Source organism: Alphaproteobacteria bacterium (genome assembly GCA_040905865.1).
Classification (GTDB): domain Bacteria; phylum Pseudomonadota; class Alphaproteobacteria; order UBA8366.
In genome coordinates, this window is sequence record JBBDQU010000084.1 from 47,746 (window position 1) to 68,057 (window position 20,312).

The following is a 20,312-nucleotide window of genomic DNA, read 5'->3' on the forward strand; positions in this document are numbered from 1 at the left end:
GAACCGCCGCGGGATTCCCGGAAGCGATTTGGATTGAGTCACGCTGCCATGACGAATTGTTCCTGCATCGCATAGCAACCTTCCTCGGCTTCGGTCGACGGTGACGCGTCAGGTCTTCGGCGTCTCTTCGAGCCCGATCGCCTGCAAGGAGATACCGCGCTTGACGGCGCTCTCCCGCACAGCCGCCTGAAGGACCGGGCTGCGCTTCAGCAACTTCAGGAATCGCGCCTCATCGAAAACCAGCAGCATCGACGGCGCAATGGCGCGGACTTCGATGCGCCGGGGCCGCCGCATCAGAATCTGCACCTGGCCGAACATTTCGCCGCGCCCGAGACGCCATGTCTGCCCCGCCGTTTCCAGTTGGACCGCTCCGGAGGCAATGAAGTAGACGCTTTGTGCCCGCGCGTCCTTGCGGATGATCGTCTCGCCCACATTGACGTATCGCGTGACCAGCGACCGGCTGAGTCGCTTCAGGGTACGAGCATCCAGATCGGCGAACAGCGGGAATTGCTGCACCAGTTCCGCCTTGCGCACCGCAAGATCGAGAGGCGGGCGCTTCTCCACCGCGATACGCCGCGCGTCCATTTCCTTCATCAGGGCGGTGTGAAGTTCCTCTCCGATCAGCCCGTCCTCGCGCATGGCGTCGTATTCGCGTTCCTCGAGGCGGAGCGCGATGCGCCGGATGAAACGCCGCTCGAGTTCCTCGGCGTAGCCGGGATATTGCAGCCGCAGCCCCTGCAACGCGGTGTCGACCGCCTCGAACCGCCGGTTTAGAAGCTGGCGCAGCAGGTCCGCGACGCGAAGTCCGTGAATGCGCCGGATGCGTCCGGAAATGAACCCGCTGAGATCGCGGAGGACCAGGCGCTGGGACAACAGCAGTTCGAACCGGTCGGCTGTCACCCGCCCGAGCAAGGTCGCCACGCCGAGCCGGCTGTGCAAGTAGACCGCGGCGCGTAGCGCCAGGCCATAGGCGAGACTTTTCTGCGCCACCCGGCGATAGCCGACCCGGCCGCCGGAGCGGGTCGCCTCGATCAGCCGGTCAGCCTCCGACAGCATCCGGTCCGAGAGGCGCGAAGAAATCGTCCGCTCGCGGAATCGCGCCAGGATCGTATCGCGCTCCGCACCGGCCAGCGCGATCAGGCCCAGGGTCACCCGGTCCCGATCAAGGATCTCGGCGTTGGCCTCAGCCGATTTCACCGACTCCTCGAGCCGGTCTCCGAAGAGTTTCGCCTCCGAGCGCACAGTGTCCCTGGTAAGGTCGTAATTCTCGGTGGTCGTCGCCAGGTTCTCGCGCACAGTCTGCAGCGCCACCGCAACGACCTGGTTGGCCAGCGCCTGGTCAATGGGCGAGAGCTTGTCGAGCCCCAGCCTGGCAACGATCCAGCGCAGTGTCGCGCCCTGTCCGACAAGCGTGAACAGCGTAAAGCCTGTCGCAAGAATGCCGACGATGCGCTTCACCTCCACCGGCACGAGCCCGCTTTCGGTAACCGCCAGCGCCAGCGCCAGCGTGACCGCGCCGCGCAGGCCGCCCCACAGGATAGCGATACGGTAAGGCTGTTCGACAACCGGCGAAAGGCGCATGAGGGTGAGGACCGGCATCAACCCGAACAAAATCGCGGCGCGCGCCGCCGTCGCGGCAAGGATGACGATCCCGATCAGCGCAAAGTCAGTGAACCGCGCATCTTCCAGAAGTCTGGGAATCAGAAGCGCCGCCAGGATGAAGATCATCGCCCCGGCCCAGTGCGCCAGCAGGTCCCAGACCTCGCGAAGGTTGGTCCATGCGGCCGGCCGCAGGCGGCCGGGACCTGTCAGGTTCAATGTCAGGGCCGCGGCGACCACCGCGATAACCCCGGAGGCGCCGATGCTCTGTTCCGCAATGATGTAGGCCAGATAGGGCAACGCGACGGAGACCGAAATCTGCGCCAGTTCGTAGCGCGCGAACAGCGCCATTGTCCACACCGCGGCACGGGCGGTCGCCCACCCGACCAGCACGCCACCGGCAATCAGCACAGGGAACCGCGCCAGCGCGCCGCGCATGTCGGGATCGGGGGAGCCGGCCATGACGAACCCCATGAACAATCCGAACAGCGCGATCGCCGCCGCGTCGTTCAGCAGGCTCTCCCCCTCAATGATCCGGGCCAGGCGTCGCGGCGCGGAGATCGAGCGGAAGATGCTGACCACCGCGGAAGGGTCCGTGGTGGAGACGATCGCGCCGAGCAGGAGACAGGCGGCCAGCGGCAGCGTGCTCGACCAGTGCAGCGCATAGCCGACGGCCAGCGTCGCCACGATGACGGCAACCACCGCGAGAACCAGGATTGGCACCCAGTCATCAAGCATGCGGCGCACGTTGACGCCGAGCGCCGCCTGAAACAGCAGGGTCGGCAGCAGGACATACAGGAAGACATTGGACCGGATCGGCAGCGCCACGATCACCGCCGCCACCGGATTGAGCGCGTCGGTCAGATCGGTTCGGAGGAAAAAGATGGCGGACGAGCCGATCAGGATGCCCAACAGTGCGAGGATCACGCTGTAGGGAAGCTGCAGCCGGGCGGCTAGTGGTTCGGCGACGCCGATCACGACAAACAGCGATGCGATAATCGTTGTGATCAGAACAATGTCCATACCCATGAATAGCTTGAGTCGCACCAATCGGTAAATCACGATCCACCGGAGGTCGGCGCCACGCTAACAGTTCACTCTGTCAAACCGACACGCCGCCCACCGGATGGGTGGCGCAACAGCTTCCTGTCTGCCTACAATCCGGTCTTCGACGTGTTACACGCGGAGCAGGTCTCGATGCAGATTACCGTTGGCGAAGCCAGGCAACTGGCGGAACGGGTCATGGTGGCCGCCGGACATGATGTCGCGGAAGCGGCGGCAATCGCCGATCACCTGATCGACTGCGAACTCCGGGGGCTCAGCTATGGCGGATTGCCGCGCGCTTTGAGCGTTTTCGAACGCATGACGAAACCGGGCTTCATGCGCGGCGTCATCACCGTCGCGCATGAAACGCCGCTTTCCGCCCTGGTCGATGGACATAACAATATCGGCTACCTCGTCGGGTTGCGCGCGGCGGAAATCGCGATTGAGAAGGCAACCACCATGGGCATGGCAATCGTCGGGGCGCGCGACACCTGGCATACCGGCATGCTGTCGTATTACGCGGAAAAGGCCGCCCGCGCCGGGCTGGTGTCGATGATCGCCTCCAACGCCTCGCCCAATGTGGCGCCGCATGGCGGCAGCGAAGGGAGATTCGGCACCAACCCGATCGCCTTCGGCTTTCCCTCCCGCGACGCGCCGGTGATCTGGGATATCGGGACCTCGGTGATGATGCATGGCGAGGTGGTGCTGGCCGGCCGGCTGGGTCAGGAACTGCCGGAAGGCAGCGCCTTCGATCCGGCAGGCAACCCGACACGAGACCCCGCCCAGGCGCTGCAGGGCGCCATCGCCGCCTGGGGCGGGCACAAGGGCTCTGGCCTCGCCATCGTCGTGCAGCTGCTGGGCGCCCTGTGCGCCGTCCCCGCCATGCCGAAGGACATGTTCGGTTATGGCTGCCTGTTCGTGATGATGCGGCCGGACCTGCTGATGCCCGCCGACGAGTATAAAGCCAATGTCGCGGAATATGCCGACGCTATCAGGGCGACGCGCCCGGTTGCGGGCGGCGCACCGGTCCGCATGCCGTATGACCGATCCGTGGCGGAACGCAAGCGTCGGCTTGCGGCGGATTCCATGGAGATTGCGGATCCTGTTTACGAGCGGCTCAGGGAGATTGCCGATCCAAGGCTGAAAAACTAAAACGTCTCAATTTGCTATCGCGGACGCTTCGGCGGGGATATACCGCTCCGACCGGGCAAATCCCCGACAATACCGCCCCGTTGCATTCCCGAGGTGTTATTGACTTCATTCAGCCGCGCCCGTTAGCCTCACGTCCGTACCATGATGATCGGAGGAATATCGGTGCCGCATCTCGAAGAAATACCACTCGGCGAACGCAGGACGTCGCCCGGTCTGGACGGTTCCGGTATCGAAGACCGGCAGGTCAATCCCGCCTGATGGTGCACGCCGCCGATCCAGGCCCCAGGCCCCGTCTCATCGTCCCGCCCAAATCCTGCGAATGCCATTCCCATGTGTATGGCCCGGTTGAAAAATATCCCTATGCCTCCGGCCAGGGACGCAGCCTGCATCCCGATGCCTCGGTCGCGGATTACCGCAATGTGCTCGATAACCTGGGCATCGAACGCGCCGTCATCGTCCAGCCATCCGCCTATGGTACGGATAACAGCCGGACGCTGGATGCCATGCGTGAGTTTGGCGCCGACCGGGCACGCGGAGTGGCGGTCTGCCGGCGTGATGTAACACATGAGGAATTATCCGCCCTTCACGATGCCGGCATTCGCGGCTTCCGCTTCACCCGACAGGGCAACGATGTCACGCTCAACGACCTGCCCGTTGTCGCGCCCCGGATCGCCCCCTTCGGCTGGCATGTCCAGGTGCAGGAAAACGGCGAGGACGCCCTGTCGTGGCTGCCGCGACTTGCGAACCTGCCCGTACCGGTCGTCATCGATCATATCGGGCGCATGCCGAAGAATATGGACCTCAACGACCCCGGCTTCACCGCCTTCCTGAAACTGCTGGAGAGCGGAAACGTGTGGGTCAAGATTTCGGGTCCCTATTACGGATCCGCGGCGGGCGGCCCCTATACCGATGTCGTACCCCGGATCCGCAAGCTTGCCACCGTCCGGCCCGACCGGCTGGTCTGGGGCCTCAACTGGCCGCATCCGCAATTCGCCGCCGGCGAAAAGCCGGTGCCGGCACATTGCCTTGATATCCTGCTTGACGCGTTTCCGGACGATCCGGCCCTGCGGAAGGCAATTCTCGCGGATAACCCGGCGCGTCTGTACGATTTTCCCGACTGACACTACCGGTGACCGTACCCGATAGGCGTAAGATTCCGTGCGACCGGCAAATCCTGCCAGAGTCAGGACTGAATTTGCCTGCGCGAACTCGCACATGCATGGCGTGAAATTCCAGAATATAGATTACTTTATTGTAACTAAACATATTTTCTGATTTTCCGGGTTGGCATCCCCATTGCTAAGGAATGGACTGAAGTTTGCGGCCACTTGTTAGCGGCGTTGCAGGCAACGGCAATTCCCACAGCATTCAGGGTCATGGCCGTTATCCGCAACATGCTTCCGGCAAAGCCTGAAGCAAACCGATAAACGGTCATATAAACCCTAGAAGGGGAAACACGGTTATGGCAGATAAAGTTGAACTTTCAGCAGCAATTCGATCCAACCTCCTGACCCTGTCCAGAACGACTGACCTGATCGACCGGACACAGGATCGCCTGTCTACGGGTCTGAAAGTCGCGTCCGCACTGGATGACGCCGCCGCCTTTTTCGCGGCGCGCGCTCTTACCAATCGGGCCGACGATCTGAACGGCCTGAAGGACAATATCGATCAGAGCATCAGCACGATCGAGGCGGCGATCAACGGTATCGAAGCAATTACCGAACTGATCGAACAGGCCAAGGGTCTGGCGATTACCGCAAAAGCCACCAGCGACACCAATGAACGATCCTCCCTCTCGGTGCAGTTCAATGCGCTGCTGGATCAGGTCGACTCGCTCGGCAACGATGCCAGTTTCGGCGGCACCAACCTGTTGCAGACGACGCCGGACAATCTTGTCGTCAACTTCAATGAAGACGGCACCAGCGTCCTGACGGTCGCGGGCATCGATTCGTCGACAGCGGCAACAGGTCTGAATGTCGCGGCGGCGGCCAATGATTTTGTCGCCGATTCGGATATCGACCTGGCAATCACCGCGGTCAATTCGGCGATCACCACACTCCGGACGTCGGCGTCGACACTCGGTTCGAATGCGACGGTTCTTCAGACCCGTCTCAATTTTACCGAGGATCTCGTCAACACCCTCGAAGCCGGCGCCGGTAAACTCACCCTTGCGGATCTCAACGAGGAAAGCGCCAACCTGCTTGCCCTGCAGACCCGTCAGCAGTTGGGCATCAACTCCCTTTCCCTGGCGGCGCAGAGCGAAAGGTCTATCCTGGCCCTGTTCGGCTAACACCGCCGGCAGACCGATGGCCGCGAACCGGGCCGCTTTTCCCTTACGGGAGAAGCGGCTCCGCGGCGTTCATCAGGTATCGAAGCCGTACAGGATACCGGGATTGGTCGCGAGAATATCGTTGCGGATGTTCCTGTCGGGAACCCAGTCGAGCAACGGGTCGAGGCAATCCGCTTCTTCCGGTTTATTGTCCAGCGGCGAGTTCGGATGCGGCCAGTTGGCCGCCCAGACCAGACGGTCGGGCCGGACCGCGACCAGCGCCTTCACCTTTTCGCCCGCGTCTCGATACAGCGGCGGGCCGTCAGTCGATTGCAGATACGGCGCGGAAATCTTCACCCAGCATTTTCCGCTTTCCATGAATTTCAGCAGGGCCCGGAAATCGGGATCGTTGACTCCGTTCGCCGCCGGCGTCCGGCCGATATGGTCGATAACAACATCGACGGGAAGATCCTTCATGTAGGGCATCGCATCAACTATCCAGCTGCCATTGTCCTGGACCTGAACATGCCAGCCAAGCGGCGCGACCTTCGCGGCCATCGGCGCCAGATCGTCGATGGCGAAATCATCCACCAGAAAGAAGAACCGCATGCCGCGAATACCGCCGTCATGCAGCCGCTGCAATTCGGCCGCAGACACGTCCGGCGCCGTTACGGCGACACCGCGCGCATTCTCCTGTCCCATTCCGGCAATGGCTTCCAGCGTCGCCCGGTTGTCCCGTCCGTAGGTCGACGGCTGAACGATAATGCCGCGCTCGAATCCGAGCCGCGCCAGCATCGTCCGGTAGGCGTCGAGCGACGCTTCCACATGATGAACGCGGCCGGGATGATGCGGGTATTTTGAAACCGGACCGTATATGTGCGAATGCGTCTCGCACGAGTTGGGCGGCGCAATCAGCTTGGGCTTACGGCCCGTCCCGGTCATAACCCGTTCCGTCATGGCGTCGGTTCCTCCTGATGAATACGATCGGGCCCAGCCGGGTTACTGCAGCCGGCCCCGCGCCGTTATCGGCCATATTGCCTCGACCCGGCCGCCACGGACACAGACATACCAGTCATACATGTTGACGGTCGGATCGACATGGCCGGGAACGACCTTCACCTTGTCGCCGACTTTCAGGTCGCTGTTCCCGCCGCGCACCGATTCCGAAACCGACAGTTTGCCATGCTCGTCAGACGCGCCGACAAACTCGATCCCCGGAGTCTGCCACAGCAGCGGCAGGCCGGAATCGACGCTCAGCGCCTTCAGTCCCGCATCGAGAATGGCCCTGTCGCTCGCGGCCCGGCTCATCACGGTTGCGTATACGAACAGGCTGTTTTCGAAATCGTCGATCGGATTGCCGTCGCGGTTCAGATTGCGACCGTAATCCGCATCCATGAAGATGTAGGAGCCCGCCTGCAGTTCATTGTAGACGCCGCTGGCCGCTTCGAACTGAAAGGTCCCGGTACCCGCGCCACCGACGATGCCGCATTCGATCCCGTTTTTCGCCAGCAGGGAAACGGTGTCCGACGTCATGGCGGATGCGGATTCAATTGCCTTGCGGCGTGCATCATATTCGCGGATATGCTGGGCACTGCCGTGATAGGCCTGCAACCCGCCGAATGTCAGATGGCGCGCCTGGTCTATCTTCTGCGCCAGCGCCAGCGCCGGCGCCCCCGGCGGCACGCCGCAACGCCCGGCGCCGACATCGATTTCGACAAGCACTTCCAACGTCACCCCGGCAGCGGCCGCCGCGGCATCGATATCCGCGATATTGCCCGCGTCGTCCGCACAGACCGCCATTCTGGCGCGCCGGGCCAGCGAGGCCAGCTTCGCCAGTTTCGGCGCGCCGACGATCTGGTTGCTGACCAGAACATTGTCCACCCCGCCATAGACCAGGGCTTCCGCCTCCCCCACCTTCTGACAGCAGATTCCGACCGCGCCCAGCGCCATCTGTTGCAGCGCGATCACCGGACACTTGTGGGTCTTGGAATGCGGCCGCAGGCGGACCGGGCTGCCCTTGATGGCATTCGCCATCCGCTTGAGGTTCCGTTCGAACGCATCCAGGTCGACCAGCAACGCGGGTGTATCGACCTCCTCCACGGGCATGCCGATTGCCGCCGGCGCGGGAGTATACGTCATGTTTCCGCCTCCTGAAATTCAGTAATAGCGCGAATCTAGCTTACGGCTACCGCCGACGCAAAGCGGCTCGTCAGCGCAGCAAGGCGACAAACCCCATCGTCACCACCACCACCAGCACCGTCCATCGGAACAGCTTTTCCGAAATGCCGCTGAACGCCCGGCTGCCGATGAAAATGCCCGCCATGTAGGGCACCACCAGAACGACAGAAAGCCAAAGCAGCGGCAGTGTCAGCAATCCCAGCACCGCGTAGGCTATGGTCCGGAAAACCACCGAAAACGAAAAATACGCCATGATGCCCGCACGAACCTCGACCGCGGTATTTCGTCCCGCCATCAGGAATACGACAACCGGCGGCCCGCCAATATTTGCGGCCCCGCTCAGGAAGCCGCTGACGAGTCCTACCGGAATCGTCACGGCCAGCGTCGGCGTCCGCGCGTAGCGCCAGCCGCTGGCCAGCATGATTCCGGCGGAAATAACCAGTATTGCGATAAAGCGCCGCATATCCTCGGCGTCTATATGGCTCAGCATCCAGGCGCCCAATGGAAGAGTCAGCAGCGACGCGATTCCCAGCGGCGCCACGGACCGCCAGTTGGCATGGCGAACGGCCGTCGGCAGCAGGTATGCCGTCGCGGGAATTTCTATCAGGGTCATGACCAGTACTGCTTCAATCGGACCATACAGGACCGCAAGGGCCGGAATGATGATCAGCCCGGCGCCGAATCCGATAAAGCCCCGTGAGAGCCCGGCAATAAAGACGGCAGCAATCGCAAGCGCCAGATTGAGGTCAGGTTCCATGCCGGAGGTCCGAAGACAAAACGATGCAGCGCAATGCTACTTCGTTTCAGATTCCGCCTCTTCATCTGCCTCGACAGCTTCCCTGGCTTCGAAATACTCCTCGACCAGTTGGAATATCGCCTCCGCGTCTTCCTCGTTGCTGACGACGAGATTGCTGCTGTCACCATAGACATTGAGAACATAACCGCGCTCGCCGCATATTTTCTCCAACGCCGTGGCAAACGGGGTAATGACGCTGTCGTTCAGGGATTCCGCATTGTCATATTGCGCCATTAGCGCCAGCATCTCGTCGGCAAAATTTCTGGCATCGCTCCTGCCGCCACGCTTGCGTTTAGCCATAAACGCCCCCCAATCCGGATCGCCCGCTCCCGTATCGTGATACGAGGAAGCTGCGCGCGGCGCAAGCGCATAGAATCATGCATCTCCCGGCCAGCATCTCTTACTGATATGCTATAGTTAAGATTCAGCGGTTTGGCCGTTGGTCCGTCATGGCGGCATGCCTTCGGCGAATTTCCACGGGCCAGCGGGATTTTATATAGGCGAGCGCCGCCCAGATTTCCCTGTCGCTGAGGATGCCATCGAATCCGATCATATCCGATTTGTAACCTGCCGGCGCCAGCGCCTCGGTGCCCAGCTTTGTCACCTGGAAATTCTGCGCATCGGAATGATGCCAGGTATGGCCGGTCTCGTCATGCGGCGGCGCCGGCAGTTTCCCGTCCGGCCCGCGCCGTTGCCAGTTCGGCTGGCCTTCCAGGTCGGCGCCATGGCATGCCGCGCAATGCACACCGTAGATTTCGCTTCCAAGGGCAACCAGTTCGGGATTGTCCGCGTCGGCAAAACCGGGGTCACGCCCACCGCCGAATATCAAGAGGATGACGCCGGTCACGACAGTCAGTAAAACGGCCAGTAGAATGTATCTTAGCGCCATGTCACTACACAGTTGGTTCGATACGGCCTAACCTGAACCTTTATGCGAGGGGAAGGTCAAGCCGCCTTCAATACTTATATCCGAATCCGGAGGTCCTGGCGCGACCGTTGAATTTTGCCAGACATGCGATACACCGGATACCGGAAGCACATGGAGTACGCCCCGATGACCACCACCGATGCCCGTCCCCTGCCGCTTCATGGCATCAGGGTCGTGGAGTTCTGCCAGACAATCATGGGTCCCTGCGCCGGACTGATCATGGCCGATCTCGGCGCGGATGTGATCAAGGTGGAGCCTGCCCCGGCCGGCGACAAGACCCGCAAGCTGCTCGGATTCGCCGCCGGATTCTTCGGCGCCTTCAATCGCAACAAGCGCGGCTTCGCCATCGACGTGAAAAGTGACGAAGGCCGTGCCGCAGCGCTCCGGCTGATCGAAACCGCCGATGTGGTCATCGAAAACTATGCGCCGGGTACGGTGGAAAAGCTTGGCGTCGGGTATGACGACTGCAGGCGAATCAATCCCCGCATCGTCTATTGCTCGCTGAAAGGCTTCCTCAGCGGCCCGTATGAAAACCGTCCGGCGCTGGACGAGGTCGTGCAGTACATGGCGGGTCTCGCCTATATGACCGGCCCGCCGGGCAGGCCCCTGCGGGCGGGATCCTCGGTGATCGATATCATGGGCGGCACCTTCGCGGTCGTCGGCATCCAGGCGGCACTTCGCGAACGCGAAAGCACCGGCGAAGGCCAGTTCGTCAAAAGCGCCCTGTTCGAATCCACGGCCTTCCTGATGATGCAGCACATGATCGGCAGCGCCGTGACCCACACCCCTTCCCCGCCGATGCCGGGCCGGGTCGGCGCCTGGGGCATTTACGAAACCTTCGCGACCGCCGACGGTGAAATGATTTTTATCGGCATCACCAGCGACAATCACTGGCGCTGGTTCTGCGAACGGTTCGACCGCCAGGACCTGCTCGACGACCCGACGCTGGCGACAAACGAGGGACGGGTGCGGGAACGCGCCCGGACCCTGCCTATCGTTGCCGATATCATGAAACGATTCACCAAGGCGGAAATGTCGCAAATCTGCGAAGATATCAAGATACCTTTCGCGCCCGTGTCAAAACCCGAAGACCTGACCGACGATCCGCAGCTCAACGCCAACGGGCGCATGCTGAGTCTCGACCTGCCCGGCGCCCCGGGCACGAAAATTCCGCGCCTGCCGGTCGAGATTGGCGACCACGACTTCCGCCTGCGCATGCAGCCGCCGAAAATCGGCGAACACAGCCGTGAAATTCTCATGGAACTAGGCTACGGCGAGGCTGAGATTGCGGCGCTCAGGGCGGCGGGGAAAACCGTCATTGCCGATTAGGACGGCAGCGGTTCATCATCTTCCAGATATTGCAGCAACCGCGCCAGCTTGCGCGCCGCGGCGCGCTTGTATGCCTCGGTATCCCGGCCACGCCAGTCATAGAAGCCTTCTCCGGTCGATGCCCCGAGATGCCCCGCCGCAACCAAGTCCTGCAGCAGTTTCACCGGCGTCCTCGTGTGGTACAGGTCCGGAACGACGCTGCGGTGGGTTGCGGCCGTCGTCTGCAATCCGCTGAGATCCTTCTGCAGCATCAGGCCGGTAATGCTCATACGCGGGCCCAGCATACGGCGAACAACCGCATCGATATCCTCCACCGTGCACAAACCGTCCTCGATCATCGCCAGCGCTTCATGCATCATGGCGTGCTGGATGCGATTGATCAGGAATCCGGCGACGGGGCGGTTGAGCACCAGCGCGCCCTGCCCGTTGCGCAGCAGGGCCGCCCGCACGGATTCCAGCACATCATCACGGGTGGCGGCGGCGCGGATAACCTCGACCAGCGGCAGCGCGTCGGCCGGCTGCATGTAGTGGACGCCAATGAACCGGTCGGGATGCGCCATCCGCGCCGCCATTTCCTCAAGCGGCAGCGACGACGTATTCGTTGCGATGATCGGACCATGGCCGTAACGCGCCTCGATTTCCGCAATCAGCGCATGCTTGAGGTCGATATCCTCGGGAACGGACTCGATAATGAAATCCGGCGCCATATGCGGCAAAGCGTCGAGAACGCGGATATTGTCCCGGTCGAAGGGCGGCACCTTCGACGGATCGCGGCTGACAAGCGTCACGTCATGGCCGCCGCGCGCAAAGCTGTTGACGATCCCCCGCCCCATCGTGCCGGACCCGACCACGACTGCCGTTCCGATTTCCATCTTGCCCCCCCATTTTACCGTTGCTCCGCAAGACAGTATCATCCCCGATATCGAATTCGTCGAGTTCAGGAAGAGAAAACAAAGGGAAACTTAGAATGTCATACGAAGATATAAACCGGGACCTGGAAGAACGGCGGGCCAGGGTCCTGAAAATGGGCAAGCCCGAGGTCCTTGAACGTCGGCGAAACGAAGGCCTGCTCGACGCCCGCCAAAGACTGGATTACCTGTTCGACAAAGGCACCTTCGTCGAATCCGGCATGATGGCGCAATCGGCGCGCCCCGAGGTACGAGACAGAACGCCAGCCGACGGCAAGATTGCCGGGTATGGCAAGATCGATGGCCGCTGGACCGGCTGTGTTTCAAACGATTTTTCCGTGCTCGGCGCCTCAAGCGCGCTGAACAACCTGAAAAAAATGAAACATATCAAGAATGTCGCCACGCAGCGGGGCATGCCGCTGGTATGGCTGGGCGAATCTTCGGGCTCCCGCATGCCCGACCGGATGGGGGCGCAGGGCCGCGCCATCATGGCGCAGGATCCCTATGAATACCGGCGCATGCGCGAAACCCCCTGGGTAACGGCGCAGCTAGGCGACTGCTACGGTTCCTCGACCTGGTATGCATGCATGTCCGACTTCGTCGTCATGCGCAAAGGCGCGACCATGGCGGTGGCGAGCAGCCGCGTGACCTCGCTCGCCATCAACCAACCGGTCACGAACGAGGAACTTGGCGGCTGGAAGATGCATACCGCGACCAGCGGACTGGTCGATACCGCCGTCGATACGGACGAGGAAGCTATCGACCTCTGCAAGCGCTTCCTTTCCTACCTGCCCGCCCACAATATGGAGGCGCCGCCGGTTGTCCCTGTGCCGCAGGGGTCGAACGATGCCATCGAGCGCATCACCGACATTGTCCCGATCGAGCGGCAGAAGGTCTACAACATGCGCCACGTCGTGGAGGTCATCGCCGACCGCGACAGCGTGTTCGAAATGAAGCCGCGCTATGGCCGGTCGATCCTGACCGCGCTGGCCCGGGTTGACGGCCGGACGGTCGGATTCCTCGCCAACAATCCCCTCTACAAGGGCGGCGCCGCGGATCCGGACGCCTGCGCCAAGGCGGCGAGTTTCCTTGTATTCTGCGATTCCTTCAATATTCCCATCGTCATGCTGGTGGATGTTCCCGGGTTCCTGATCGGGGTCGACGGCGAACGAAAGGCGGCCCCCGGCAAGATCATCAACTGGATGAACGCCCAGTCGCTCTGCACCGTGCCCAAGATCACCATCGTGCTGCGCAAGAGCTACGGGCAGGCCTATGTCAACATGGGCGGCAACAAGAATTCCGACGAGTTCGCCCTGTGGCCGACCGCCGATGTCGGGTTCATGGATCCGAATACGGCGGTGAACGTGGTCTACGGGATCAAAAGGGAGGACGATCCCGAGGAATACGCAAGGCGGGTGGAGCAACTCGCCCGCGACGCCGCCCCCTGGGAACTGGCGGCCATGTATGAGGCGCAGGACGTCATTGCGCCCCAGGAGACCCGACAGCATGTCATCAATATGCTGGATGTCCACACCATGCGCCGGACAAACGGCGTCGGCGAGCACCTGATGCGTACCTGGCCGACCAGCATTACCTGAATTGACAGATTACCATTAATGCGTGAAGGTTGGTTGCTGCAATGCAGCAACCAACCTTCACTGTACAGTGTTTGGCGTTTTCCCCGATTACTGTTCTAATTGGCGACACGCAAAAAGGGGGAAACACTTTGCGACAGAACCGGAGGACAGGGAGATGAGAGTACGATCAGTAGTTATCGCAGCGGCAACAGCCACCATGGCGTTTGCGGGAAGCGCCCAGGCGAACCTGCTTGACGATGTAAAGGCGAAGGGTTTTATCCAGTGCGGAGTCAGTACCGGCCTGGCGGGATTTTCCGCGCCGAACGACCAGGGTAAGTGGGAAGGCTTCGATGTCGATGTCTGCCGCGCCGTGGCCGCCGCCGTCTTTGGCGATGCCGAAAAGGTCAAATTTACGCCGCTGACGACAAAGGAACGCTTCACCGCGCTGCAATCGGGCGAAATCGACGTGCTCTCCGCGAATACCACGTGGACCCTGACGCGCGACGTCAATCTGGGCCTCGAATTCATCGGGGTGAACTACTATGACGGTCAGGGCTTCATGATCCGCAAGGAACTGGGTATCAAGAGTGCCAAGGAACTGGACGGCGCTTCCGTCTGCATCCAGACCGGGACGACGACCGAATTGAACCTCGCGGATTACTTCCGCACCAACAACATGCAATTCACTTCCGTTGTCTTTGAAAAGGCCGATGAAATTCGGGTCGCCTATGATGCCGGCCGGTGCGACGTATACACCACCGACCGATCCGGTCTTGCGGCGCAGCGTTCACTGCTGAAGGCCCCGGACGAACACATGGTCCTGCCGGAAGTCATCTCCAAGGAACCGCTCGGGCCGTCGATCCGCCACGGTCAGTCCGAATGGGGCGATGTCGTCCGCTGGGCGCTCTTCGCACTCGTCATTGGTGAAGAATTGGGCATCACCTCCGACAATCTCGACAGCATGAAAACCTCGGCGAATCCGGAAATCCGCCGTTTTCTGGGTGTTGAGGGTGAAATGGGCAAGCAGTTGGGTGTTCCCGACGACTGGGCCTACAACATCATCAAGCAGGTCGGGAACTACAGCGAGGTCTACGAACGCCATGTCGGCGTAAATACGCCGCTGCAACTGGAGCGTGGCATCAACGCGCTCTGGACCGCGGGCGGTATTATGTACGCCCCGCCGTTCCGGTAAGAAGGCAGAACAAATCAGCCGGCGCTCGCGCCGGCTGATCTCGTTTTGACACGGCGGCGTGACGGTGGCACCCGGTACAACCGTCGCGCGCATGCCCCGGAACAGGAGTAATAATGGCTATCGGCAGCGATACCCAAGGGACCGTGCGGCGCCCCAGCATCTGGAACGATCCAAAAACACGCGCCATCCTTTATCAGGCCATTGTCGTTGTCATTCTCACGCTGTTTGCCGCCTATTTCATAAACAATACCGCCGAAAATCTGGAACGGCGCGGCATTGCGTCCGGCTTTTCGTTTCTGAGTGCGCCGGCCGGTTTCGATGTCGGCATGTCGCCTTTTTTGAAATACGATCCCGCGACCGCGACGCACGGCACCGTGCTGATCGTCGGAATCCTCAATACGCTTCTCGTCGCTTTTACCGGAATAATCCTGGCGACGGTTGTCGGCTTCATCGTCGGGATTCTGCGGCTGTCGCCGAACTGGCTGGTCTCCAGGCTCGCTTATTGCTATGTGGAAACGCTGCGCAATATTCCGCTGCTTCTCCAACTCCTGTTCTGGTATGTCGCGGTCCTTGGAAGCCTGCCGAGCAAACGGGAAAGCATTTCCCTGTTCGACACATTCTTCCTGAATATCGAGGGGTTGTTCGGCCCGCTGCCGCTCCCGCAGCCGGGCTTCTGGGCCATTCCCGTCGCCGTCACGCTAGCCGTCGTCCTCGTCTTTGCCGTAAACCGCTGGGCGCGCCGCCGGCAGGATGCAACGGGACAGCAGTTCCCTGTATTTCCGGTGTCGGCCGGGCTGCTGATCGCGCTGCCGCTGATCACCGCGGCCGTCGCCGGCTTTCCGCTCGAATTCGAGCACCCGCAGCAGAACCGCTTCGGCTTGCGCGGCGGCATGATCATTCTGCCGGAATTCGCCGCCCTGGTGCTGGGGCTGAGCCTCTATACCGGTGCCTTCATCGCCGAAATCGTCCGCGCCGGAATCCAGGCCATCAATCGCGGACAGTCGGAGGCCGCGCATGCACTGGGACTGCGGCCCGGTCCGACATTGCGGCTGGTTATCATCCCCCAGGCGCTGCGGGTTATCGTTCCGCCCTTGACCAGCCAGTACCTGAACCTGACGAAGAATTCGTCGCTGGCGGTCGCCATCGGCGGCGCGGAAATCGTCGCGGTCTTCGCCGGCACCTCGCTCAACCAGGCTGGCCAGGCCATCGAGATCATCGCCATCACCATGGCGTTTTATCTGGCGGTCAGCCTGCTCATCTCGATGTTCATGAACTGGTACAACAGGCGTATCGCGCTGGTGGAGCGTTAGGCATGGCGGATATGGCGTTTGTGAGAACCAAGTCGCATCCGGACCTGCCGCCGCCGTCCCGTCAGGTCGGCGCCATCGCCTGGCTGCGGCAAAACCTGTTCTCGACCTGGCTCAACTCGCTGCTGACGCTGCTGGCGGTCTATTTCCTGTACACGGTCATCCCGCCCTTTGTGGACTGGGCCATCCTGTCGGCCGATATCAGCGGCGAAACATACCGGGACTGCACCAGCGGCGGCGCCTGCTGGGCGATGATCCGGGTCCGCTTCGACCAGTTCATCTACGGCTTCTTTCCCCACGACCAGCGCTGGCGGATCGATCTCGGATTCCTGCTGCTGTTCTGTGCCGCGATCCCGCTGCTGATCGAGGGCGTACCGGGCAAGAAGTACCTCGCGGCTTTCGTCTTCCTGCTTTATCCCTTCATCGCCTTCGTCCTGTTCCACGGCGGCTTCGGCCTTGAAGTCGTCGATACGGCGCAATGGGGCGGGCTGATGCTGACCATGGTGCTGGCCACCGTGACCATCGTGGTATCCCTGCCGCTGGGGATCGTCTTCGCGCTGGGCCGCCGGTCGGATATGCCCATTGTGCGCGTCATCTGTGTCGCCTTCATCGAACTGTGGCGGGGCGTGCCGCTGATCACCGTCCTGTTCATGGGGTCGGTCATGCTGCCGCTCTTCCTGCCGCCCGGCACCAATTTCGACAAGGTGCTGCGCACCCTGATCGTGATGTCGCTGTTCGCGGCGGCCTATATGGCGGAAGTCGTCCGCGGCGGGCTGCAGGCCATCCCCAAGGGCCAGTACGAGGCGGCCCAGGCGATGGGCCTCAGCTACTGGAAGATGATGGGCCTCGTCATCCTGCCCCAGGCGCTCAAGATCGTCATTCCCGGGATCGTCAACACCTTCATCGGGTTGTTCAAGGATACCACGCTGGTGCTGGTGATCGGGCTGCTCGACTTCCTGAGCATCATCCAGTCCGCCACGACGCACCAGAACTGGCTCGGCACATCCACCGAAGGTTACGTTTTCGCCGCCGCCGTATACTTTCTGATCTGCTTCGGCATGTCCCGGTACAGCCTGCGCCTGGAGCGCCGGTTCGATACCGACCGCCAATAGTCGGGAGCACGCACCATGCCCGTGAACACAGACATTCCGCAAAGCAAACCCATGGCCGTCGGCGACGACGTGGCGATCCAGGTGATCGGCATGCACAAGTGGTATGGCGATTTCCATGTGCTGAAGGATATCAACCTGACCGTCTATACCGGCGAGCGCATTGTCATCTGCGGCCCGTCCGGTTCGGGAAAATCGACCCTGATCCGCTGCATGAACCGGCTGGAGGAGCACCAGCAGGGCCAGATCGTCATCAACGGTGTCGAACTCACCAGCGACCTGAAAGGCATCGACGCGGTCCGCCGCAATGTCGGCATGGTGTTCCAGCAGTTCAACCTCTTCCCCCATCTCACCGTGCTGGAAAACCTGACCCTGGCGCCGATCTGGGTGCTCAAGACACCGAGGGCGGAGGCCGAAGCAGCCGCCATGGAATACCTGGAGCGGGTCAGGATTCCCGAACAGGCGCTGAAATACCCGGCCCAGTTGTCCGGCGGCCAGCAGCAGCGGGTCGCCATCGCCCGGTCGCTCTGCATGAATCCCAGGATCATGCTGTTCGACGAACCGACCTCGGCGCTGGACCCCGAGATGATTTCCGAGGTGCTGGACGTCATGGTCGAACTGGCCGAAACCGGGATGACGATGATCTGCGTGACCCATGAAATGGGGTTCGCCCGCAAGATCGCCAACCGCGTCATCCTGATGGATGGCGGCGAAATCATCGAACAGAACGAACCCGAGGAATTCTTCAACAACCCGGAATCCGAGCGCACGAAACTGTTCCTCAGCCAGATCCTGTCCCACTGACGCGGCATCAGAGCAGGTCCAGCTGCTCCCCCTTCACCGGCGCCGGCGGCGCGGGGGCGCCGGCTTCCGCCCAGAGTTCCGGTCCGTCATTGCGCACGCTGTTCACATCCCGCGACACCGGCCAGGCCGCCATCTCGCCGTCATGGGGATGCATCAGCATCGCCGCCGCCTCCGCATCCGCGTTGAGCCAGATGTCGTAGGATTCCGGCCCGAGGATCACCGGCATGCGGGTGTGGATGTCATACAGCTGCGCGTTCGCATCGGTCGTCACGATGGCGCAGGATTCCAGCTCGCTGCCCTCCGCCGCCTGCCAGTGCTCCCATATCCCGGCAAAGGCGAACAGGGCATTGCCCGGCAGGGCGATCCGCATCGGCTGCTTCGGCCCGGTGGGTTGCGCCCGCCATTCATAGAACCCGTCCGCCGGGATCAGGCAGCGCCGCCGGCGGAAGGCGTTGCGGAAGGACGGCTTGTCCGCGACCGTATCGGCCCGCGCATTGATCAGCAGCGGCCCGGCATTCACATCCTTCGCCCAGGATGGCACCAGCCCCCAGCGCATATGGTCAGTTCGCGCCGCCCCGATTCGCCCCGGCGAATGACCACGACCGGCTGGGTCGGCGCGATATTATAGCGCGCCGCCAGGTTCGGCATCGCATCGATCCCGAAAAGCTGCCGCATGCCTTCCAGCGGCGTGGTCAGGGTGTAGCGCCCGCACATATCAGCTCACGGCCCCCTCAGCCGTGATAGAAGGGCCGGCCCTCGCGGCGGAACCAGAGCCGCACGAGGTGGCGGCGCCGTTCCGGTTCCGGCCAGTCCTCGAACGCCGTGCGGCGATGGCCGATGCGGCGGTTGTCGAGGATCTGGATCTGGCCCGGCTGGAATTCGAACTCGCGGCCCATGCCCGGCTCGTTGATAACCCCGACCAGCGCATCGAGCGCCGCGCGGCCAGGGTCGTCCAGCGCCTCCCCCGCCACGACATGGCCCGCCTTGATCAGCCAGTCGGAAAACCGGGTGAACAGGCGTTCCCCGTCATAGCTGAACACCGGCACGCGGCTGAATTTGTTCGGGTCGTCCGGCGCATACTCCGCCTGCCGGTCCATGCAATAGGGCCGGTACAGCCGTTCCAGCAGGTCCGGCGACCGCTCCAGCAACCGGTTATGCGCGGTCTGGAAACTGACGATACCGCTGATCCCGCCCCTCATCGCCGTCCGCAGGCAGAACAGCGCGACGTAATCCGGCGGCGTGTTGAAGGCGTTGTCGGTGTGGTAATCCTGCCCCGAATTGGTGACCGAGGAGCGCACGCCATTGCCGGGCGTGTTCTTCCTGCCCGTATCCTGCACGCCATAGGTCATCAGCCCGTCCCATTTCTGGGCCACCGCCTGGTCGACCATGTTTCCCAGCAGCCAGTACAGCTTCGTCGCGGTTTCCCGCGACATCGCCTCGATGGGCAACCGGTCGATAATGACAAAGCCGATCCCGGTGCGCAGGGTCTCGCGCACGCCGGCCATCATCGCGCGGCAGGCCGGCATTTCGAAATCGCCCGGGCGCAGCGACAGCAGCGGCAGCGGGTTGGCGTCCAGCAGGTCGGCCGTCGCCAGCAATTCGTCGCGGCAGGCATCCGACACCGGCACGACGCCCGCATCCGGCGCCAGCGCGTCATTGGTCCAGGCAATCGGGCTGTTGTCGATCTCGCGCAGCATGCGCGGGGTCACCGTATCCGTCGAATCCATCGTTCGCTCCGCCTGTGGCGTCTCCGGGCTCCCCGAACGCTACCGCCCGGCCCGGACCCGGTCAACAATTCCACGTTCGGGCGGCGCGGTAAAAACCTGAAATTGTTATCATCGATTAACATCGGTTAACATCGACGCCGGCCGCGTCCGGAAAAAACTGTCGGTTGATCGGCTTTTATTGGCATTTGTTGGCATCCGAATTTAACAACGTCCCGCCGTCCCTCCTCATCCCGACCTGAATCTTCTTTTGGGAAGATTCAGCCCCCCCGGAGGAGAAGGAGCCGCACGCGGCGTGCCCCGCGATTTACCTCCTCGCCTCCTTGAGGAGGAGAGGATCGAGGTGAGGAGGTGACCGCCCTCGCCGCGAGCGCCGGCGGTGCAAGCGAAGCGGGA

The 20,312-nt window shown here is 62.1% G+C and carries 19 protein-coding genes; 9 read left to right on the top strand and 10 right to left on the bottom strand.

Annotation, left to right across the window (positions count from 1 at the left end):
- Window positions 1-108: 108 nt before the first annotated feature.
- Window positions 109-2,622, bottom strand: a complete 2,514-nt coding sequence (locus tag WD767_19880) for a cation:proton antiporter (protein ID MEX2618350.1) — start codon at window positions 2,620-2,622, stop codon at window positions 109-111.
- 174 nt (window positions 2,623-2,796) lie between these two features.
- Between WD767_19880 and WD767_19885 the strand changes: the two genes are divergently transcribed.
- From WD767_19885 to WD767_19895, 3 genes are all read left to right on the top strand, one after another.
- On the top strand, window positions 2,797-3,795 hold the full coding sequence (locus WD767_19885) for an Ldh family oxidoreductase (protein MEX2618351.1): 999 nt from the start codon (window positions 2,797-2,799) through the stop codon (window positions 3,793-3,795).
- Between the two features lie 257 nt (window positions 3,796-4,052).
- Window positions 4,053-4,916 (top strand): amidohydrolase family protein, encoded by an 864-nt coding sequence (locus WD767_19890; GenBank protein ID MEX2618352.1) that lies wholly within the window; start codon window positions 4,053-4,055, stop codon window positions 4,914-4,916.
- 341 nt (window positions 4,917-5,257) lie between these two features.
- Complete coding sequence (locus WD767_19895; protein MEX2618353.1) at window positions 5,258-6,085, top strand: flagellin; 828 nt, start codon at window positions 5,258-5,260, stop codon at window positions 6,083-6,085.
- Window positions 6,086-6,157: 72 nt separating this feature from the next.
- Here WD767_19895 and WD767_19900 read toward each other — a convergent pair whose 3' ends face one another.
- The 5 genes from WD767_19900 to WD767_19920 all read right to left on the bottom strand — a co-directional run bounded on the left by WD767_19900 (window position 6,158) and on the right by WD767_19920 (window position 9,927).
- On the bottom strand, window positions 6,158-7,021 hold the full coding sequence (locus WD767_19900) for an amidohydrolase family protein (protein MEX2618354.1): 864 nt from the start codon (window positions 7,019-7,021) through the stop codon (window positions 6,158-6,160).
- Between the two features lie 42 nt (window positions 7,022-7,063).
- Window positions 7,064-8,203, bottom strand: coding sequence for a DSD1 family PLP-dependent enzyme (locus tag WD767_19905; GenBank protein ID MEX2618355.1), 1,140 nt, complete (start codon window positions 8,201-8,203; stop codon window positions 7,064-7,066).
- Window positions 8,204-8,273: 70 nt separating this feature from the next.
- Complete coding sequence (locus WD767_19910) at window positions 8,274-8,999, bottom strand: sulfite exporter TauE/SafE family protein (GenBank protein MEX2618356.1); 726 nt, start codon at window positions 8,997-8,999, stop codon at window positions 8,274-8,276.
- A gap of 36 nt (window positions 9,000-9,035) precedes the next feature.
- Window positions 9,036-9,338: a hypothetical protein gene (locus WD767_19915; protein ID MEX2618357.1), complete on the bottom strand. Its 303-nt coding sequence runs from the start codon at window positions 9,336-9,338 to the stop codon at window positions 9,036-9,038.
- 124 nt (window positions 9,339-9,462) lie between these two features.
- On the bottom strand, window positions 9,463-9,927 hold the full coding sequence (locus tag WD767_19920; protein MEX2618358.1) for a cytochrome c: 465 nt from the start codon (window positions 9,925-9,927) through the stop codon (window positions 9,463-9,465).
- Window positions 9,928-10,092: 165 nt separating this feature from the next.
- Between WD767_19920 and WD767_19925 the strand changes: the two genes are divergently transcribed.
- Entirely contained in the window at window positions 10,093-11,295 is a 1,203-nt protein-coding gene (locus WD767_19925; GenBank protein MEX2618359.1) for a CaiB/BaiF CoA-transferase family protein, read from the top strand.
- Here the strand turns inward: WD767_19925 and WD767_19930 are convergent.
- Complete coding sequence (locus tag WD767_19930) at window positions 11,292-12,167, bottom strand: 3-hydroxyacyl-CoA dehydrogenase family protein (GenBank protein ID MEX2618360.1); 876 nt, start codon at window positions 12,165-12,167, stop codon at window positions 11,292-11,294. The two genes, WD767_19925 and WD767_19930, sit on opposite strands and share 4 nt — an antisense overlap.
- 95 nt (window positions 12,168-12,262) lie before the next feature.
- On the opposite strand from WD767_19930, the gene WD767_19935 reads away from it, so the two are divergent.
- From WD767_19935 to WD767_19955, 5 genes are all read left to right on the top strand, one after another.
- Entirely contained in the window at window positions 12,263-13,801 is a 1,539-nt protein-coding gene (locus WD767_19935) for a carboxyl transferase domain-containing protein (GenBank protein ID MEX2618361.1), read from the top strand.
- 154 nt (window positions 13,802-13,955) lie between these two features.
- On the top strand, window positions 13,956-14,972 hold the full coding sequence (locus WD767_19940) for an amino acid ABC transporter substrate-binding protein (GenBank protein MEX2618362.1): 1,017 nt from the start codon (window positions 13,956-13,958) through the stop codon (window positions 14,970-14,972).
- Window positions 14,973-15,085: 113 nt separating this feature from the next.
- Window positions 15,086-16,282, top strand: a complete 1,197-nt coding sequence (locus tag WD767_19945) for an amino acid ABC transporter permease (GenBank protein ID MEX2618363.1) — start codon at window positions 15,086-15,088, stop codon at window positions 16,280-16,282.
- A gap of 11 nt (window positions 16,283-16,293) precedes the next feature.
- The gene (locus tag WD767_19950) at window positions 16,294-17,391 is read left to right on the top strand and encodes an amino acid ABC transporter permease (protein ID MEX2618364.1); all 1,098 of its coding nucleotides are present in this window, start codon (window positions 16,294-16,296) and stop codon (window positions 17,389-17,391) included.
- A 51-nt stretch (window positions 17,392-17,442) separates the two neighbouring features.
- Entirely contained in the window at window positions 17,443-18,192 is a 750-nt protein-coding gene (locus tag WD767_19955; protein MEX2618365.1) for an amino acid ABC transporter ATP-binding protein, read from the top strand.
- A 7-nt stretch (window positions 18,193-18,199) separates the two neighbouring features.
- Here WD767_19955 and WD767_19960 read toward each other — a convergent pair whose 3' ends face one another.
- The 3 genes from WD767_19960 to WD767_19970 are packed head-to-tail and all read right to left on the bottom strand — an operon-like array spanning window position 18,200 to window position 19,919.
- Complete coding sequence (locus WD767_19960) at window positions 18,200-18,748, bottom strand: SOS response-associated peptidase (protein ID MEX2618366.1); 549 nt, start codon at window positions 18,746-18,748, stop codon at window positions 18,200-18,202.
- Complete coding sequence (locus tag WD767_19965) at window positions 18,709-18,906, bottom strand: SOS response-associated peptidase family protein (GenBank protein ID MEX2618367.1); 198 nt, start codon at window positions 18,904-18,906, stop codon at window positions 18,709-18,711. Before WD767_19965 ends, WD767_19960 begins: the two co-directional genes overlap by 40 nt.
- A gap of 17 nt (window positions 18,907-18,923) precedes the next feature.
- Complete coding sequence (locus WD767_19970; protein MEX2618368.1) at window positions 18,924-19,919, bottom strand: TauD/TfdA family dioxygenase; 996 nt, start codon at window positions 19,917-19,919, stop codon at window positions 18,924-18,926.
- Window positions 19,920-20,312: the final 393 nt, after the last annotated feature.

Bases quoted from the DNA above. Each gene is read 5' to 3' on its own strand.
- WD767_19880 (MEX2618350.1), bottom strand. From the start codon at position 2,622: ATGGACATTGTTCTGATCACAACGATTATCGCATCGCTGTTTGTCGTG.
- WD767_19885 (MEX2618351.1), top strand. From the start codon at position 2,797: ATGCAGATTACCGTTGGCGAAGCCAGGCAACTGGCGGAACGGGTCATG.
- WD767_19890 (MEX2618352.1), top strand. From the start codon at position 4,053: ATGGTGCACGCCGCCGATCCAGGCCCCAGGCCCCGTCTCATCGTCCCG.
- WD767_19895 (MEX2618353.1), top strand. From the start codon at position 5,258: ATGGCAGATAAAGTTGAACTTTCAGCAGCAATTCGATCCAACCTCCTG.
- WD767_19900 (MEX2618354.1), bottom strand. From the start codon at position 7,021: ATGACGGAACGGGTTATGACCGGGACGGGCCGTAAGCCCAAGCTGATT.
- WD767_19905 (MEX2618355.1), bottom strand. From the start codon at position 8,203: ATGACGTATACTCCCGCGCCGGCGGCAATCGGCATGCCCGTGGAGGAG.
- WD767_19910 (MEX2618356.1), bottom strand. From the start codon at position 8,999: ATGGAACCTGACCTCAATCTGGCGCTTGCGATTGCTGCCGTCTTTATT.
- WD767_19915 (MEX2618357.1), bottom strand. From the start codon at position 9,338: ATGGCTAAACGCAAGCGTGGCGGCAGGAGCGATGCCAGAAATTTTGCC.
- WD767_19920 (MEX2618358.1), bottom strand. From the start codon at position 9,927: ATGGCGCTAAGATACATTCTACTGGCCGTTTTACTGACTGTCGTGACC.
- WD767_19925 (MEX2618359.1), top strand. From the start codon at position 10,093: ATGACCACCACCGATGCCCGTCCCCTGCCGCTTCATGGCATCAGGGTC.
- WD767_19930 (MEX2618360.1), bottom strand. From the start codon at position 12,167: ATGGAAATCGGAACGGCAGTCGTGGTCGGGTCCGGCACGATGGGGCGG.
- WD767_19935 (MEX2618361.1), top strand. From the start codon at position 12,263: ATGTCATACGAAGATATAAACCGGGACCTGGAAGAACGGCGGGCCAGG.
- WD767_19940 (MEX2618362.1), top strand. From the start codon at position 13,956: ATGAGAGTACGATCAGTAGTTATCGCAGCGGCAACAGCCACCATGGCG.
- WD767_19945 (MEX2618363.1), top strand. From the start codon at position 15,086: ATGGCTATCGGCAGCGATACCCAAGGGACCGTGCGGCGCCCCAGCATC.
- WD767_19950 (MEX2618364.1), top strand. From the start codon at position 16,294: ATGGCGTTTGTGAGAACCAAGTCGCATCCGGACCTGCCGCCGCCGTCC.
- WD767_19955 (MEX2618365.1), top strand. From the start codon at position 17,443: ATGGCCGTCGGCGACGACGTGGCGATCCAGGTGATCGGCATGCACAAG.
- WD767_19960 (MEX2618366.1), bottom strand. From the start codon at position 18,748: ATGCGCTGGGGGCTGGTGCCATCCTGGGCGAAGGATGTGAATGCCGGG.
- WD767_19965 (MEX2618367.1), bottom strand. From the start codon at position 18,906: ATGTGCGGGCGCTACACCCTGACCACGCCGCTGGAAGGCATGCGGCAG.
- WD767_19970 (MEX2618368.1), bottom strand. From the start codon at position 19,919: ATGGATTCGACGGATACGGTGACCCCGCGCATGCTGCGCGAGATCGAC.